Annotated in this window: 16 protein-coding genes; 2 read left to right on the forward strand and 14 right to left on the reverse strand. The window is 66.8% G+C overall.

From position 1 onward, the window contains the following. Positions 1-16: 16 nt before the first annotated feature. The 7 genes from JFY56_RS06125 to ppc all read right to left on the reverse strand — a co-directional run bounded on the left by JFY56_RS06125 (position 17) and on the right by ppc (position 7,096). A complete protein-coding gene (locus JFY56_RS06125) occupies positions 17-712 on the reverse strand; it encodes an extensin-like domain-containing protein (RefSeq protein WP_408004389.1) in 696 nt (231 codons plus the stop codon). A gap of 4 nt (positions 713-716) precedes the next feature. After that, positions 717-1,547 (reverse strand): isocitrate lyase/PEP mutase family protein, encoded by an 831-nt coding sequence (locus JFY56_RS06130; protein WP_208312644.1) that lies wholly within the window; start codon positions 1,545-1,547, stop codon positions 717-719. A gap of 49 nt (positions 1,548-1,596) precedes the next feature. Beyond that, positions 1,597-2,451 (reverse strand): DUF72 domain-containing protein, encoded by an 855-nt coding sequence (locus JFY56_RS06135; RefSeq protein ID WP_208312645.1) that lies wholly within the window; start codon positions 2,449-2,451, stop codon positions 1,597-1,599. After that, positions 2,451-2,738, reverse strand: coding sequence for a hypothetical protein (locus JFY56_RS06140; protein WP_208312646.1), 288 nt, complete (start codon positions 2,736-2,738; stop codon positions 2,451-2,453). The genes JFY56_RS06135 and JFY56_RS06140 overlap by 1 nt, the downstream gene beginning before the upstream one ends. 146 nt (positions 2,739-2,884) lie before the next feature. Then, on the reverse strand, positions 2,885-3,562 hold the full coding sequence (tsaB, locus tag JFY56_RS06145) for a tRNA (adenosine(37)-N6)-threonylcarbamoyltransferase complex dimerization subunit type 1 TsaB (RefSeq protein WP_208312647.1): 678 nt from the start codon (positions 3,560-3,562) through the stop codon (positions 2,885-2,887). Between the two features lie 90 nt (positions 3,563-3,652). After that, positions 3,653-4,300, reverse strand: coding sequence for an adenylate kinase (gene adk / locus JFY56_RS06150; protein WP_208312648.1), 648 nt, complete (start codon positions 4,298-4,300; stop codon positions 3,653-3,655). Positions 4,301-4,459: 159 nt separating this feature from the next. Continuing rightward, on the reverse strand, positions 4,460-7,096 hold the full coding sequence (ppc, locus tag JFY56_RS06155; RefSeq protein ID WP_208312649.1) for a phosphoenolpyruvate carboxylase: 2,637 nt from the start codon (positions 7,094-7,096) through the stop codon (positions 4,460-4,462). A gap of 192 nt (positions 7,097-7,288) precedes the next feature. Between ppc and JFY56_RS06160 the strand changes: the two genes are divergently transcribed. Then, on the forward strand, positions 7,289-7,633 hold the full coding sequence (locus JFY56_RS06160; RefSeq protein ID WP_208313213.1) for a pilin assembly protein: 345 nt from the start codon (positions 7,289-7,291) through the stop codon (positions 7,631-7,633). Between the two features lie 89 nt (positions 7,634-7,722). On the opposite strand, the gene cadR is transcribed toward JFY56_RS06160, so the two are convergent. Beyond that, complete coding sequence (gene cadR, locus JFY56_RS06165; RefSeq protein WP_208312650.1) at positions 7,723-8,190, reverse strand: Cd(II)/Pb(II)-responsive transcriptional regulator; 468 nt, start codon at positions 8,188-8,190, stop codon at positions 7,723-7,725. A 207-nt stretch (positions 8,191-8,397) separates the two neighbouring features. Here cadR and JFY56_RS06170 point away from each other — a divergent pair, with 207 nt between their 5' ends. Then, the gene (locus tag JFY56_RS06170; RefSeq protein WP_208312651.1) at positions 8,398-10,593 is read left to right on the forward strand and encodes a heavy metal translocating P-type ATPase; all 2,196 of its coding nucleotides are present in this window, start codon (positions 8,398-8,400) and stop codon (positions 10,591-10,593) included. 301 nt (positions 10,594-10,894) lie between these two features. Here the strand turns inward: JFY56_RS06170 and JFY56_RS06175 are convergent, their stop codons facing one another. The 6 genes from JFY56_RS06175 to JFY56_RS06200 form a co-directional block, all read right to left on the reverse strand. Continuing rightward, entirely contained in the window at positions 10,895-11,398 is a 504-nt protein-coding gene (locus JFY56_RS06175; protein ID WP_208312652.1) for an O-acetyl-ADP-ribose deacetylase, read from the reverse strand. Next, positions 11,395-11,718: a hypothetical protein gene (locus JFY56_RS06180; protein ID WP_208312653.1), complete on the reverse strand. Its 324-nt coding sequence runs from the start codon at positions 11,716-11,718 to the stop codon at positions 11,395-11,397. Before JFY56_RS06180 ends, JFY56_RS06175 begins: the two co-directional genes overlap by 4 nt. Then, positions 11,715-12,632: an alpha/beta hydrolase gene (locus JFY56_RS06185; RefSeq protein WP_208312654.1), complete on the reverse strand. Its 918-nt coding sequence runs from the start codon at positions 12,630-12,632 to the stop codon at positions 11,715-11,717. The genes JFY56_RS06180 and JFY56_RS06185 overlap by 4 nt, the downstream gene beginning before the upstream one ends. 148 nt (positions 12,633-12,780) lie before the next feature. After that, positions 12,781-14,085 (reverse strand): flavohemoglobin expression-modulating QEGLA motif protein, encoded by a 1,305-nt coding sequence (locus JFY56_RS06190; RefSeq protein WP_208312655.1) that lies wholly within the window; start codon positions 14,083-14,085, stop codon positions 12,781-12,783. Beyond that, a complete protein-coding gene (locus tag JFY56_RS06195; protein WP_208312656.1) occupies positions 14,082-14,645 on the reverse strand; it encodes a hypothetical protein in 564 nt (187 codons plus the stop codon). The genes JFY56_RS06190 and JFY56_RS06195 overlap by 4 nt, the downstream gene beginning before the upstream one ends. A 76-nt stretch (positions 14,646-14,721) precedes the next feature. After that, complete coding sequence (locus JFY56_RS06200) at positions 14,722-15,435, reverse strand: TetR/AcrR family transcriptional regulator (RefSeq protein ID WP_208312657.1); 714 nt, start codon at positions 15,433-15,435, stop codon at positions 14,722-14,724. Positions 15,436-15,646: the final 211 nt, after the last annotated feature.

Raw genomic sequence — 15,646 nt, forward strand, 5'->3', positions numbered from 1 at the left:
TTCTAGCGCAGCCGGCTCAGCGGCAAATCTGCCAACCGCCCATATCGACATGGAAATGATCGCGATGGGCGGCGTTGTATTCCGGGCCGAGCACGATATCGAAGCTGCGGCAGGCGCCTCGATGGACTTCGCGCAGGAAGCGCGCGGCATCGCCTTCCCCGCTCCAGTCGCGGGTTATGACGATGCGCCGGCCATCGCGCAGGCGGAAGGCGGCGATATCCAGGGCGTTGGCGGTGGCATGCTGGCTGCGCCGGCCATTCTCGCGGCCGTACATGTTGCGGCAGGCGAAACTGCCCAGATGCTCCACGCTGGCCACCGGCTGGCCATACACGGCTTTCGCCGCCGGTTGCAGGGCATGCCGTTCGAACAGGGCGAAGCTGACCGCCATCGGACAGGTGGCGAGGAAGCTGCTGCTCAACCCGACCGCCGCACCCTGCACCCGCACCACGCCGCGCAACGGGCAGCCCGGCGCCGGCTCGCTGTCGGCCATCGGCTGCACGCGCAATCCCGAAGTCGCCAGCGCCTGCCGGCACAACCCGGCGTCGCGCCCGAGGCGCCAGAGCTTGAAGCGGGTCAGCAGGTTCGGCGCGTCGCGCACATCCAGCGGCGCCCAGGGATTCCAGCGTGGCGGGACATCCAGCCAGCCCTGGTAGATCGCCAGCGGTACTCCAAGCAGAGCCGCCACGAGTGCCCAGCCAAAGAGACGGCGCAGCGGGCTAGCCACGGAACAGCTGATTGAGCGCAGCGAACGGCATCGCCTGCTGGGTCTCCTCCAGGCTGCCGCGCTGGGCGAGAGCCTCGGCGGCCTGGAAGAACGCGCCATAAGCCACTCGGGCGAAGCACGAACCCAGGCTGACGCGCCTGACGCCCAGCTCGGCCAGCTCATCCAGCGACAGCCGCAGGGCCGGCGAGCCGATCAATACGTTGACCGGTCGTGGCTGCACCGCCTCGACCACTTCGGCGATTTCCTCGCGGGTGGTCAGACCCGGCGCATAGAGCACATCGGCGCCGGCCTCGGCGAACGCCACCAGGCGCTTGATGGTGTCGTCCAGATCCTTGCGGCCATGGAGGAAATTCTCCGCCCTTGCCGCCAGGGTGAAGGGGAATGGCAGCGCGCGCGCCGCCTGCACCGCCGCGCGAACCCGTTCGACGGCTTGATCCAGCGGATAGATCGGCTGGTCCACGCGGCCGCTGGCATCCTCGATGGAGCCGCCGACCAGACCGATGGACGCCGCCATGCGGATGGTTTCGGCGCAGCATTCGGGCTCGTCGCCGTAGCCATTCTCCAGGTCCGCCGCCACCGGCAGCGGCGTCGCCTCGATGATCGCCCGCGCATTGACCAGCGCTTCGTCGCGGCTCACCGCCGCTTCCGCGTCGGGTCGACCAAGAGAAAACGCCAGTCCCGCGCTGGTGGTCGCCAGGGCCTCGAAACCAAGGCTCGCCAGCATCTTCGCCGAGCCGGCATCCCAGGGATTAGGGAGCACCAGCAAGCCGTCGCGCTGGTGCAAGGCCTGGAATGCCAGGCCGCGTTGTTCCTGAGAGGTCATGGGCTGCTCCACGTGAGAGAGGAAAGCAGCAGGTTAACCGCATGGGCGGTTAGAGCAAACCGAGCTGCTCGACTTCCGGCTTCAGCTCCACCAGCGCCGGCAAGCCGGGCAGCCGCTGCATGAGCAGGCAATGGAAGCGCTGCGCCTGTTCGGCGGCGCGGTGGTTGTCCGGCGTATGCAGGAAGACGTGCGGCGTCAGGCCCTGCTCGATCCAGCCGGCGACCTTGTCCACCCAGGGTGTGAGGTAGGCAGCGTTGGCGTCCAGGTCGGGGCCGCCGATGAAGCGCACCTGCGGGCTATCGCTGAAGGCGGTCGGGCGTACCGGCACCCTGGGGTTCTTCGATTGCGCATGCAGCACGGAGGGATCGCTGGACTGGCAGGCGAACAGCGCCCGCGAATCCAGGCAGATGCGTTCGACGCCGCGCTCGTGGAGCAGGCGGTTGAGCGCCCGCTCTTCCTCGCCCTTGGCGAAGAACGCCTGGTTGCGCACTTCCACGGCGATCCGTCGGGAGGAAAATTCGTCGAGCCAGTAGGCCAGTTCGCCCAGCCGCTGCGGGCCGAAGCTGGCCGGCAGTTGCAGCCACAGCGGCGCGACCCGCTCGCCCAGCCGCGCCAGCAGTTCGAGGAAGTCGGCGGTGGCGGCCAGTTGTTCGCGCAGATCGCCCCCGTGGCTGATATCGCGCGGCAGCTTGGCGCAGAAATGGAAGTCCGCCGGCATGCTGTCGGCCCAGCGGCGCAGGGTTTCCGCGTTCGGCCGGGCGTAGAAGGTGGTGTTGCCCTCCACCGCGTTGAACACCTGCACGTAGTGGCCGAGGCTGTCGGCGGGGCGCAGGTCGGCGGGATAGAAGCTGCCGCGCCAGGCCGGCTCGTTCCACGACGGGCAACCGAGGTAGTACGGCAACATCAGGCGTAGAGGTCGATGCCGAGCACTTCCGGGGCGTCGATATCGACGCTCAGGCTGGCGGTACTGGCGTAGCTGGCGAGCGCCTGGGCGGCGCGATTGTCGAGGGGACGCTGCTGGTCGAATTCGTCACGCAGGGACACCGGCAGGCGGTAGCTGCCGGACTCGGCACGACGCGGTTCGCGGGCCACCGGCTGGTACTCGCCCTGCACCTCGCGCACAGGCGTGACCACCCGCCCCGGTCGGGGCGCGCGGTCGAGCGTGAGGCTGTTGGCGGCGTCGATACGCATGGCTCAGAACTCGGTGGAGATGCCGGAAACTCTAGTCAGCAGCCCGTGACTTGGCAATTTGATAGCACCGTAGGTTGGGCTGAGGAACGAAGCCCAACACCGCAATGCCGGACTGAATGTTGGGCTTCACTGCGTTCAGCACCAACCTACGTGGACTTCGGGGTGGCGACGTTGTCGCGGAGGTAGACCGGCTGGGCCTGTTCCGCCGGCACCGTTTCTCCGCGTTCCCAGGCGAAGACGGCGAGATCGAGCAGGTCCTCGGCGTGCGGCAGCAGGCTGGCGTCCTGCGCCGTCACCTGCACCGCCATGCGCGCACCGTAGGTGCCCCAGCCGGTGCCGGCGCCGAACCACTCGCCCTGCGCATCGCGCGGCAGCGCAGCCTTCTCCGGCGGCAGCACCGCTTCGCCGCCGGCCAGGCGCATTTCGCCGCCTTCCAGGCGATAGCAGCCCCAGTAGACCTCGTCCATGCGCGCGTCGATGGCGGCAGCAACCTGCACGGCGCCATGCTCGCGATGGGCGCGCTGGGCGAGGATCGCCAGGTCGGAAATCGGCAGCACCGGACGCTCCAGGGCGAACGCCAGGCCCTGCACCACGCCGATAGCGATGCGCACGCCGGTGAAGGCGCCAGGGCCACGGCCGAAGGCGATGGCATCCACCGCGGAGAGGGCGATGCCCGCCTCGGCCAGCAGGTCCTGCACCATCGGCAGCAAGCGCTGGGCGTGCAGGCGCGGGATCACCTCGTGACGGCTGAACCGGCGGCCGTCATGCAGCAGGGCGACGGAACAGGCTTCGGTAGAGGTATCCAGGGCCAGGAGGGTGGGCATCGACTTATCCACAGGAGAAACGAAAAAGGGCGGGCATTATAAACGCCAAAGGCCCGCGAACGGGCCTTTGGTGGAATCAACGCGATGGATCTAGCTGAGGGAGCCAAGCACCTTTGCGGTGATTTCCTCGACCGAGCCCACGCCTTCGATACGGCTGTACTTCGGGGTGCCTTCGACGGCGGCGATCTTCTGGTAGAAGTCGACCAGCGGCTTGGTCTGCGAATGGTAGACCGACAGGCGGTGACGCACGGTTTCTTCACGGTCGTCGTCGCGCTGGATCAGGTCTTCGCCGCTGACGTCGTCCTTGCCGGCGACCTTCGGCGGATTGTGCTCGACGTGGTAGACGCGGCCGGAAGCCGGGTGTACACGACGGCCGGCCATGCGGCTGACGATCTCTTCGTCGTCGACGGCGATCTCGACCACGTTGTCGATGCTCACGCCGGCTTCCTTCATGGCCTCGGCCTGCGGAATGGTGCGCGGGAAACCGTCGAACAGGAAGCCGTTGGCGCAATCCGGCTGGGCGATGCGCTCCTTGACCAGGTTGATGATCAGGTCATCGGAAACCAGGCCGCCGGCGTCCATCACGCTCTTGGCCTGCAGGCCCAGTTCGGTGCCGGCCTTGACCGCTGCGCGCAGCATGTCACCGGTGGAAATCTGCGGAATGCCGAACTTTTCTGTGATGAAGCGAGCCTGGGTACCTTTGCCGGCACCGGGCGCCCCGAGCAGAATCACACGCATCGATATGCTCCTTTAATACTTGTTAAGCGAAAGCCTGGATCTGCCTCGTGGGGCTAATCTCATCATGCTGGAATGGCACGGAACCGCGCCGAAAGGTCGTCCAAGATACACAGCGCACCCCTGCCACACAAGACACCGCAACCGAGGGTTGACAACTGCTCAACCGGTGTTGCGCAACCCCGCCGCGATGCCCGCCACAGTCACCAGCAACGCCTGCTCGAGACCGCCGCAGACATCGCCCTCGCAACGTCTGGAACGGGCCAGAAGCTCCACCTGCAGCAGGTGCAGCGGGTCCAGGTAGATGTTGCGGACACCGATGGCCGCACGGGTCTCGGTGGCCATCGCGAGAAGCTGGTACTGACCCGTCAGTCCCAGCAGCACGCGCACCGACTGCGACAATAGGTCGCGTAAATTAGCACCCAATTGTCGCAGTTCCGATTGCACCAGACGTTCGTCGTATAAACGGGCGATATCCCCGTCCGCCTTGGCCAGCACCATCTCCAACATGTCGATGCGCGTGGCGAAGAACGGCCAGTCCTTGCGCATCTGTCCGAGCAGCGCGCCCTCGCCGCGTTCGACGGCATTCAGCAGCGCGCTCTCCCAGCCCAGCCAGGCCGGCAGCATCAGGCGCGTCTGGGTCCAGGCGAAGATCCACGGGATCGCCCGCAGGCTTTCCACCCCGCCCGTACGTCGCCGCGCCGGACGGCTGCCCAGCGGCAGCAGGCCGAGCTCCTGCTCCGGCGTAGCCTGGCGGAAGTAGTCGACGAACTGCGGATCGTCGCGCACCACCGCGCGATAGGCGGCCAGGCCATCGGCGGCCAGCTTGTCCATCAGCGTGCGCCAGGCCGGCTCGGGCACCGGCGGCGGCTGCAGGGTGGCCTCCAGCACGGCCGCCAGGTAGAGGTTGAGGTTCTGCTCGGCGATGCCCGGCAGCCCGAACTTGAAGCGGATCATCTCGCCCTGCTCGGTGGTGCGGAAACGCCCCGCCACCGAGCCCGGCGGCTGCGACAGGATCGCCGCATGGGCCGGGCCGCCGCCACGGCCGACAGTGCCGCCACGACCGTGGAAGAGCAGCAGGTCGACGTCGTGCCCGCGGCAGATCTCCACCAGCGTTTCCTGCGCGCGGTACTGCGCCCACGCCGCCGCCAGGGTGCCGGCGTCCTTGGCCGAGTCGGAGTAGCCGATCATCACTTCCTGCGGCCCAGCCAGGCGCGTCCGGTAGCCGTCGAGCTGCAGCAGACGGTCGATGCAGGGGCCGGCGGTGTCCAGGTCGTCGAGGGTTTCGAACAGCGGCACCACGCGCATCGGTCGCTGCAGGCCGCACTCCTTGAGCAGCAGTTGCACGGCCAGCACGTCGGAAGGATGGCCGGCCATGGAGATCACATAGGAACCCAGCGACGCTTCCGGCGCGGCAGCGACCACCCGGCAGGTGGCGAGCACTTCGGCGGTATCCGGCGACGCCTGGTAGTTGGCCGGCAGCAGCGGCCGCCGGTTGTTGAGTTCTTCCAGGAGAAACTCCTGGCGCACCGACTCGTCCCACTCGGCGTAGCGGCCAAGGCCCAGATATTCGGTGATCTCGCTCAGCGCCTGGGCGTGGCGGGTGGAGTCCTGGCGGATGTCCAGGCGCGTGAGGAACAGGCCGAAGGTGGTCGCCCGGCGCAAGCAGTCGAGCAGCGCGCCGTCGGCGATCACGCCCATGCCGCAGCCGTGCAGCGAGCGATGGCAGAGCTGCAAAGGCTCCAGCAGTTCGCGGTTGTCGGTCAGCACCTCGTCCGGCGGCGCCTCGCCGCTGAGCAGCGCCCGCTCGGCCCAGGCGCGGGTCGCACGCAGACGTTCGCGCAGTTGCTTGAGCAGTACGCGATAAGGCTCGGCAACCGCCCCGACGCGCTCGACCAGCTCGGCGCTGGCCCGCTGCATGGACAGGTCGCCAGCCAGCCCGTCGACATCGCGCAGGTACAGATCGGCGGCCATCCAGCGCGCCAGCAGGAGGACTTCGTGGGTGACCGCCGCGGTGACATTGGGATTGCCGTCGCGGTCGCCGCCCATCCAGGAGGCGAAGCGGATCGGCGCCGCATTCAGCGGCAGGCGCTGCCCGGTGTGCCGCTGCAGCGCCCGGTCGACGTGGCGGAGGAAGTTCGGCACGGCCTGCCAGAGCGAGTGTTCGATGACCGCGAAGCCCCATTTCGCCTCGTCCACCGGCGTGGGGCGGGTGCGGCGGATTTCCTCGGTATGCCAGGCCTCGGCGATCAGCTGGCGCAGGCGTGTCTGCACCTGCTCGCGCTCCTCGGGCAGCAGATCGGCATGGTCGCGGGCGGCCAGCTGCGCGGAGATCGCGTCGTACTTCTGGATCAGCGTGCGCCGCGCCACCTCGGTCGGATGGGCGGTGAGCACCAACTCGATATCCAGTCCGGCGACCTGCGCGGCCAGCTCCTCGGCGCCATGGCCGGATTTGCGCAGGCGGCCGAGCAGCTCATCGAACACGCGGTTCTCGAACGGCTCCGGTTCGCTCGGCTTGCGTCGGCGGATGTGCTGGTACTGCTCGGCGATGTTGGCCAGGTTGAGGAACTGGTTGAACGCCCGCGCCACCGGCATCAACTCGTCTTCGGCAAGGCCGTCGAGGGTGGCGGTCAGCTGCCGCGCGCCTTCGGCCGAGCCCCGCCGCGCTGCCTTGGCGCCCTGGCGGATCAGTTCGATCTTGTCGAGGAAGGCCTGGCCGTACTGGTCGCGGATGGTCTGCCCCAGCAGCTCGCCCAGGTGGTGCACATCCTCGCGCAGGCGCGCGTCGATTTCCGGCATGGCGATTCTCCCTTTGCGGTGGTTTTCAGAGTGAAGGCCGCGACCTCGGCTGACAAGACCGCGACGAATGCGAAAGCTTCTGCTCGGACAGCGTCTAGGCTGAAAGTGATCCCCGGATAGATGCGGGGAATCATCGGGACCGGCCTCATGAGGGCCGCCATATCCCGCCACGAGCGGGTCATCGAGGTGATCATGAAAATCCGCGATCTTGTCCGCCATTGGGAACAGAGCGCCCGGGGGCGCATGACCAAGCACCAGTACACCATTCCCCTGGACGTGGAAACCGCCGCCCGCCTCGCCGCGCTGCACGACATGTACCCCAAGCGCAGCGTGGAGGAACTGCTCGGCGAGCTGGTCGCCTCGGCGCTGGAGGAACTGGAAGCCAGCTTCCCCTATGTGAAGGGCCCGAAGGTGGTGGCCCTCGACGAGCAGGGCGATCCGCTCTACGAGGACATCGGGCCAACGCCGCGCTTCCTGGCGCTGTCGCGCAAGTACCTGCATGAGCTGACCGGGGAAAAGGAGGCGGCGGGTAACTAATTCCGTAGGTTGGCGCTGAGCTTGCGAAGCCCAACGATGCCGCGCATGACAGATGTTGGGCTTCGCTGCGCTCAGCGCCAACCTACGCGTCAGTGCCTGCCGTGCACGCCGGGCACGTGCAGGTGCCCGGCCCCGGCGCATTCCTCCGACACCGTCGACGGCTCGGCCGGCTGTTCCAGCTCGCGGAGGATGCCGCAGTCCTCGCTGTTGCCGGTGCCGCTGCAGCGAGCGCGCAGGTCGGTGAGTTGCTGGCGCAGTGACTGCAGCTCGGCGATGCGCACCTCGACGTGGTGCAGGTGTTCGTCGATCAACCGGTTGGCGGTGCCGCAATCGGCCTGCGGGCTGTCGCGCAGGCCGAGCAGGATGCGGATTTCGTCCTGGGTCATGTCCAGCGAGCGGCAGTGGCGGATGAACGACAGCCGCTCCACATGGCTCGCGTCGTACTGCCGGTAATTGCCCTCGCTGCGCGCCGGTTCCGGCAGCAGGCCCTCGCGTTCGTAGTAGCGGATGGTTTCCACCGGGCAGCCGGTGATCCTTGCCAGTTCGCCGATTTTCATCACGTCCTCCCGAGAGCAGCAGAGCCGTCGCGAGCGCAGATCAGGCTAGGCGGAAGCAGGCGAAAAAAGCGGAGTTTACGACTGTAAATGAGCATTTTTTCGCCTGCTTCCAACACAGCATGATCAAGCGCAGCAGGCTCTGCCTTGACTCTGTAGTAACTACAGGGTGTGCAATCCCTGACAACACGTCAAATCGGAACCGACGCCATGAATCATGAGCACGCCTGCTGCCAAGACCACAGCCATTCGCCGCGGGCCGCCTCGCTCGACCTGGACGGGCTGAGCGGCAATGCCGAGCTGCGCTGGAGCAGCCTGCGTATCGAAGCGATGGACTGCCCCACGGAGGAACGCCTGCTGCGCGATGCGCTGGGCAAGCTGCCGGCGGTGGAAAATCTCGAATTCAACCTGATGCAGCGCCTGTTGCGGGTGCAGCATCGCTTCGAGTCGCCGGAGCCGCTGCAGAAGCTGATCGCCTCGCTGGGCATGCACGCCGAGGCGCTCGACGAGCAGCAGCCACGCGCCACCACGCCGGCCCCGGCGCACAAGCCCTGGTGGCCGCTGGCGGTCGCTGGCCTGCTGGCATTGGCCTCAGAGGCATTCGAATGGTTCGCCATCGGCCCGCACTGGCTGGTCGCCGCCCTCGCCCTGCTGGCGATCCTCGGCGCCGGCCTGCCGACCTATCGCAAGGGCTGGATCGCCCTGAAGAACCGCAACCTGAACATCAACGCGCTGATGAGCATCGCCGTCACCGGTGCCCTGCTGATCGGCCAGTGGCCGGAAGCGGCGATGGTCAGCGTGCTGTTCGCCATCGCCGAGCTGATCGAGGCGAAATCCCTGGAACGCGCGCGCCACGCCATCAGCGGCCTGCTGCAACTGGCTCCGGAGCAGGCCACGGTGCTGGCCGATGGCGTCTGGCAGGAAATGCCGGCCAAGTCCGTCGCTCTCGGCGCCCGCGTGCGGGTGCGCCCCGGCGAGCGCATCGCGCTGGACGGCGAGGTGCTGGAAGGCCGCTCCAGCGTCAACCAGGCGCCGATCACCGGGGAAAGCCTGCCGGTGGAAAAGTCGCCGGGAGAAACGCTGTTCGCCGGCACCATCAACGGTGAAGGCGCACTGGAATACCGGGTGACGCGCAGTGCCGACGACAGCACCCTGGCGCGCATCATCCACGCGGTGGAGCAGGCGCAGGGCGCGCGGGCGCCGACCCAGCGCTTCGTCGACCGCTTCTCGCGCATCTACACCCCGGCGGTGATCCTCATCGCCATCCTTACCGCCATCCTGCCGCCGCTGGCATTCGGCGGCGCCTGGCTCGACTGGATCTACCGCGCCCTGGTGCTGCTGGTGATCGCCTGCCCCTGTGCACTGGTGATCTCCACCCCCGTGACCATCGTCAGCGGCCTGGCCGCGGCGGCGCGGATGGGCATCCTGATCAAGGGTGGAGCGTTCCTCGAACTTGGCCACCGGCTGGCCTGGGTGGCGCTGGACAAGACCGGCACCCTGACCGAGGGCCGGCCACGGCAGACCGACTATCTGCCGCTGGATGGCGTCGCCGACACCCGTGCACTCGCCGCCAGCCTCGCGGCGCGTTCCGATCACCCGGTATCCCAGGCCGTGGCACGCGCGGCGGAAGCCGATGGCATCGCCCTGCATGCGGTGAGTGACCTGACCGCCCTGCCCGGCCGTGGCGTGCGGGGCGTGATCGATGGCGCCCGCTACTGCCTGGGCAACCATCGTCTGGTGGAGGAACTGGGACTCTGCTCGACACAGCTGGAAGCCCGCCTGGACGCCCTGGAAAGCCAGGGCAAGACGGTGATCGTGCTGCTCGACGACAGCGGCCCGCTGGCGCTGTTCGCGGTGGCCGATGCCTTGCGCGAAACCAGCCGCGAGGCGGTCGGCGAGTTGCATGAACTGGGCGTGAAAACCCTGATGCTGACCGGCGACAACCCGCACACCGCCGCCGCCATCGCCAGCCAGGCCGGCATCGACGTGGCGCTGGGCAACCTGCTGCCGGAAGACAAGCTGCGCGAAGTGGAGCAGCGCCAGGCCGGTGCGGACCGCGTCGGCATGGTCGGCGACGGCATCAACGACGCGCCCGCCCTGGCCCGCGCCGATATCGGCTTCGCCATGGGCGCCGCGGGCACCGATACCGCCATCGAAACCGCCGACGTGGCGCTGATGGACGACGACCTGCGCAAGCTGCCGCAGTTCATCCGCCTGTCCCGGCGCACGCGTAGCGTGCTGCTGCAGAACATCAGCCTGGCGCTGGGGATCAAGGCGGTGTTCCTCGCCCTCACCCTGGCCGGCGAAGGCACGCTGTGGATGGCGGTGTTCGCCGACATGGGGGCGAGCCTGCTGGTGGTGTTCAATGGATTGAGGCTGTTGCGGTCAGCGCCGCGGGTTGGCTGACCCGTAGGAGCGGGCCATGCCCGCGAAATATCGGCGCTGCGGGTTTTCGCGGGCATGGCCCGCTCCTACAGGTTCGTTCATGCAGACGTAGGGTGGAAAACGGCGAAACGGATGGCCGCCCCACCTTTCCACCATCAAGCGCGGTGCGACGGGGCGGTGGACAAGCTTCGCGTTGTCCACCCTACGAACTGGGCTTCGCTCCCGTAGGTTGGGCTGAGGTACGAAGCCCAACGAAATGGGTGCAGGCCCTACCGGATGTTGGGCTTCGCTGCGCTCAGCGCCAACCTACGAGGGAGTCAACCTACGGCAGCAGTCTTTGGTACAACTCGGCCATATCCGCCGAGAAGGACACCAGGATCATCTCCCGCAGCGGGCTGCCGGCCGAGCGCGCTGCGTGCAGTTCGGCGATGGCGATGCGTGCCGCCGCTTCGTGGGGATAGCCGTAGATGCCGCAGCTGATCGCCGGGAAGGCGATGCCGAGCAGGCCGTTCTCTTCGGCCAGGCGCAGGCTGTTGCGGTAGCAACTGGCGAGCAGGTCCGCCTCGCCGTGGTCGCCGCCGCGCCAGACCGGGCCGACGGTGTGGATCACATGCCGGGCCGGCAGGCGGAAGCCGGGGGTGATCCTCGCCTCGCCGGTAGGGCAGCCGCCGAGCTGGCGGCAGCAGGCGAGCAGTTCCGGGCCGGCGGCGCGGTGGATCGCACCATCCACGCCGCCACCGCCGAGCAGCGAGCTGTTGGCGGCGTTGACGATGGCGTCGACTTCGAGCTGGGTGATGTCACCCTGCCAGACCCGGATCGTGGTCATTTGATTTCCTGCGGGGTCTCCTGGCCCAGGCAGCGCACGGCATGCTTGCGGTCGTCCACCAGCACGCCGGACAGGCCTTTCTGCTTGGTATCGAACAGTACCAGCACGCCGTCGATGCAGTGCGCGACCTGGTCTGCCGGTTCAAGGGACAGTTTAGTGTCTTCGCCGGGAACGCTCTTGAGCATGGTGAATTCGGCCAGCAGGCGGGCATCCTCCGGCTTGGCGAAATGCAGGTAGCCGTAGTACCAGAGCGTCGCCACGCTGACGAAGATGGTGGCGATGACGGTGAGGATGTAGGAAATCGGATTGCGCTCGTTCATTGACTGCCTTGTTTCTGCTGGGCCGGCTGGGAGTTGACCGGCGGATCGGTTCGGGGAATTTCGGCCAGCCGGCGCAGGCCGGTGAAGTGCTGCGGATCGTCGAGGAAGCGCAGCATCACTTCACGCCAGGTCGGATCGCCGAAGGTTTCGACATGATTGCCACGGGTGAGCTGGAAGACCTTCGGCGGATTCGCCGCCTTGTACAGGCTCAGGCCGTTTTCCAGGGGCACGATGGTATCGTCGATGCTGTGAAAGAACAGCACAGGTGCGCCAGAAAGTCGCGGCATCGCGCCGATCGCGCTGTCGCCGTCCGGCACCAGCCAGGACAGCGGCACCTGCAGCGGCCAGGTCAGCCAGGCGTTGTCCAGGGTGTAGCGCGCCACGTCGCGATAGCTGGCCGGCACGCCATCGAGCACCAGCGCATGCAATTGCCGGCTGCGCTGCGGGTGCTCCGCCAGGTAGTGCACCGCCAGCGCGCCGCCGAGGCTCTGGCCGAGCAGCACCAGCGGCTTGCCCTGTGCTTCCGGCGCCTTGTCCAGCCAGGCGAAAGCGGCGTCGATATCGCGATAGACCGCCGGCAGGCTCGGCGCACCATGGGAGCGGCCGTAGCCGCGATAATCGAGCATCAGCACCTGGTAGCCCTGCTTCGGCAGCCAGAAGGCGCCGCCCAGGTGCCAGGCCATGTTGCCGCCGTTGCCGTGCAGGTGCAGCACCGTGCCCTTCAGTGGCACACCTTCCCTGGCCGGCAGCCACCAGCCGGCGAGCTGCACGCCATCGCTGGTGGTAAGGGTCACGTCGCGGTATTCGAGCTTCGCCCGCGCCGGGGTGAAGGGCACGTCCGGGCTTGGGTAGAACAGCAGTTCGCTGCAGCCGGAAAGTAGCGCCAGTAGCGCCACAAAGATCCATCGAGTCATGGTTATCGATCCCTGCCATCTGGACGCCGGGCGTCCGGGATGCGCTCCCATTGTGGAACGCTGAAACCTTGTAGGGCGGGTGCAACCCGCCAAATTGGAGAAGCACCGTGGCGGGTTGCACCCGCCCTACGCGGTGAAGCCTGGCGCTTCAGAGAATATTTGCGTAGTCGGCCTCGATACGGTCCAGGCTCAGGTGGTTGAGGAAGTTGGAGAAGCACATCCACGCCGACAGCGCGTTGAGGTCGCGGAACTGCGGTGGCAGGTACTTCGGCGGCACCACCAGGCCCTCGTCCACCAGTTGGCGGAGGGTGCGCATGTCCTCCAGGGTGGCCTTGCCGCAGAACAGCAGGGGGATCTGCTCCAGCTTGCCCTTGCGTACCGCGAGCTGGATGTAGTTGTAGATCAGGATGAAGCCCTTCAGGTAGGACAGGTCCTTGGTGAACGGCAGGCCGTCCGGCAGCGAGCCGCGGAACACCCGGCTGGCGTTCTGGTAGCTGCTTTCCACGCTGTAACCCTGCTCGCGGTAGAAGTGGAACACCGTGAGGAAATCGGCGCCGTCCTCGGCCATGTGGATGGCGCGGGTGCGGTTGGTCAGCTTGCGCAGGCGGGTCGGATAGGAGGCGAAAGCGATCACCTCCATGAGGATCGCCAGGCCTTCCTGGGTCACGGTGGACGACGGCGGGCCCTTGGCGAGGAAGGTGCAGATCGGCTGGTTCAGGCCGTTCAGCGTGGTGCCGACGTGCACCAGGCCCTCGTGCACTTCCAGCGCGCGCACGTCGCGCTCGTTGAACAGCGCATCGGCGCGCACCTTGATGTAATCGGCGCCGGCCGCCGCGTCGGCGACGATGCCGTCGGACTCGAACACGCGGATGGTGCCCTCCTCCTCGCCGAACACGCCGTTCAGCCGCGTCTGCAGCATGTTCACCACTTCCTTGGCGGTGAGGGTCTTGGGTTCGTCCTTGAGGTCGCCACGGTCGGCGATGTTGTTCAGGTAGTCCGACAGCATCAGGCCGAGGTCGGCCAGGGTCGGGTCGCCGGCGTGGAAGGCGTCGGAAGCCGAGCCGTAGAGTTCCTGGGAGATCAGCCCGAAGTCCTGGGTGCCGCGCGCCTCCAGCATGCGGATGACCATGCGGTATTCCTTGCACATGCGCCGCATGATCTGCCCGACCGGGTTGAACTGGCCGAGCTGACGGGTGATGTCGCGCTCGATGTTCTGGAATTCCTGCTTCTTGGCGGTGCCGTCGAAGGACAGCGGGCGGCTGTCGTAATAGGCGCGGTCGACCTTCGGCGCGTGCTTGCCGCGGCCCTTGAGGAAGTCCTCGCGGATCGAGTCGTCCCACTTGATCGCGTCCAGCACACGGATCGGCGCCTGCGCCTCGACGATGCGGTCGGAAAGGCCGCGAATGATCTGGTGGTACTCGTTGACCGTGGATTTCCGCCGCCTGGAGTTCATTGACCTTCCCTCCTGACCACCCGCTGGAAGCGCAACGCCTCGACGAACACGTCGGAGTTGGCCTGGTCGTTGAAGTACGCCAGCACCTTCGGCAACGGACTGTTCACCAGCGCGCCGGCGCCCTGTTCGGAGTCCACCTTCTGCCCCTGCAGCGCGCCTTTCTCGATATCTTCGAGGATCTGCCCGACATCCAGGTTATAGATCACCAGTTCGTCCTTGTCGGTGATTTCGAAGCCGGCAAGGACGAAGTTGCCGCCCATGCTCTTCGGCAGGCCGGCGGAGAAGTACCAGCGCTTGCCGTGGCGGGCCACGGTGAAACCGAAGTCCTCGGCGCTGTCGGTGTTCTCCTTGTTTTCCAGATAGCTGATCGCGCGGTAGACGTTCGGGCCCGAACGGGTGATCTCGAGGAACTGCTCCTCGCCGTACTCGTTCTGCCGCGACCACTCGCCGAGCAGGTGGGGCGGCGCCGCTTCGTTCGCCGGAATCGGGTCCTTGAAGGTCACCAGGCAACCGCTGAGCAGGCCGAAGCTCAACACCAGCAGTGCTCGCCAGAGTTTCATCACGCTCTCCTTAGGCATCCAGCCAACGACCAGAAGTGGATGCCGGTACGAAAAACCCCGCGTCCGCGGGGTTCGATCAAAGTCCCATGACCAGGTAAAGGTAGCGCTTGAGCAGATCGCGCAGGACGTCTATCTGGAGGTTCTCGACCCCGACCAGCAGGCCCTGATACTCCATTTGCAGAATGATAGCCGTCAACAGCCGGGCGTCCTGCTCGGGATTGCTGGAACCCAGCACCTCGAAGAAGTGCACCGCGCCCTGGGAAAGAATGCGCCGGTGGTTGCCCGCCAGCCTGGACAGACGCGGATTGAGCAGGGCCTCCTGCAGGAAGGCCTGCTCCGCCATCAGATGCCCGCGATTCTGGTTGAGTTGCATCAGCACGTACTGGATCGCCATCTCGACGATGTTGTCCGTCAGTTCCTGACGCGATTGCGGGTTGCCCGTCAGCCGTGACGCGATCTCCTGCAGATTGCCCTCGACGCTGCCCCAGAATGCCGACAGCTCCGCCGCGTTGCGCTCGACGAACTGGGCGAAGGTATCGGTGATGAGGTCCTGGATATCCTTGAAATAGTAGGTGGTCGCCGACAGCGGGACGCCGGCCTCGGCCGCCACCGCACGATGGCGCACGGCCCTGACGCCGTCACGGACGATGATGCGCATGGCTGCGTCGAGGATCGCCTGGCGACGTTGCTCGCTACCCTCGCGGGCAGCCTTGCGGCCCTGGTACTGAACACTTCCCGCCACCGCGCTGGCGACCTGCGCGGGGCTGCTCTTGCGGGACACTCGGGTCACTGACCTTATCCTCCAGCCCTTCTTCCGTAACCGGCATTGTTCGGGCTTTTCCGTGGGGAATCAATTGGCAGGAGTCTCGTAGGTTGGCGCTGAGCAACGCGAAGCCCAACGTCTGTACCAAGACCGACGCTGATGTTGGGCTTCACTGCGTTCAGCGCCAACCTACGGCGCCTGCCTATACGAAAAAACCGCCCGGAGGCGGTTCTTTCAG

This window comes from Pseudomonas schmalbachii, assembly GCF_017589465.1.
Classification (GTDB): Bacteria; Pseudomonadota; Gammaproteobacteria; order Pseudomonadales; family Pseudomonadaceae; genus Pseudomonas; species Pseudomonas schmalbachii.

Excerpts from the sequence above, each read along its gene's own strand:
- JFY56_RS06130 (WP_208312644.1), bottom strand. The coding sequence starts at position 1,547 with ATGACCTCTCAGGAACAACGCGGCCTGGCATTCCAGGCCTTGCACCAG.
- JFY56_RS06135 (WP_208312645.1), bottom strand. The coding sequence starts at position 2,451 with ATGTTGCCGTACTACCTCGGTTGCCCGTCGTGGAACGAGCCGGCCTGG.
- JFY56_RS06140 (WP_208312646.1), bottom strand. The coding sequence starts at position 2,738 with ATGCGTATCGACGCCGCCAACAGCCTCACGCTCGACCGCGCGCCCCGA.
- tsaB (WP_208312647.1), bottom strand. The coding sequence starts at position 3,562 with ATGCCCACCCTCCTGGCCCTGGATACCTCTACCGAAGCCTGTTCCGTC.
- adk (WP_208312648.1), bottom strand. The coding sequence starts at position 4,300 with ATGCGTGTGATTCTGCTCGGGGCGCCCGGTGCCGGCAAAGGTACCCAG.
- ppc (WP_208312649.1), bottom strand. The coding sequence starts at position 7,096 with ATGCCGGAAATCGACGCGCGCCTGCGCGAGGATGTGCACCACCTGGGC.
- JFY56_RS06160 (WP_208313213.1), top strand. The coding sequence starts at position 7,289 with ATGAAAATCCGCGATCTTGTCCGCCATTGGGAACAGAGCGCCCGGGGG.
- cadR (WP_208312650.1), bottom strand. The coding sequence starts at position 8,190 with ATGAAAATCGGCGAACTGGCAAGGATCACCGGCTGCCCGGTGGAAACC.
- JFY56_RS06170 (WP_208312651.1), top strand. The coding sequence starts at position 8,398 with ATGAATCATGAGCACGCCTGCTGCCAAGACCACAGCCATTCGCCGCGG.
- JFY56_RS06175 (WP_208312652.1), bottom strand. The coding sequence starts at position 11,398 with ATGACCACGATCCGGGTCTGGCAGGGTGACATCACCCAGCTCGAAGTC.
- JFY56_RS06180 (WP_208312653.1), bottom strand. The coding sequence starts at position 11,718 with ATGAACGAGCGCAATCCGATTTCCTACATCCTCACCGTCATCGCCACC.
- JFY56_RS06185 (WP_208312654.1), bottom strand. The coding sequence starts at position 12,632 with ATGACTCGATGGATCTTTGTGGCGCTACTGGCGCTACTTTCCGGCTGC.
- JFY56_RS06190 (WP_208312655.1), bottom strand. The coding sequence starts at position 14,085 with ATGAACTCCAGGCGGCGGAAATCCACGGTCAACGAGTACCACCAGATC.
- JFY56_RS06195 (WP_208312656.1), bottom strand. The coding sequence starts at position 14,645 with ATGAAACTCTGGCGAGCACTGCTGGTGTTGAGCTTCGGCCTGCTCAGC.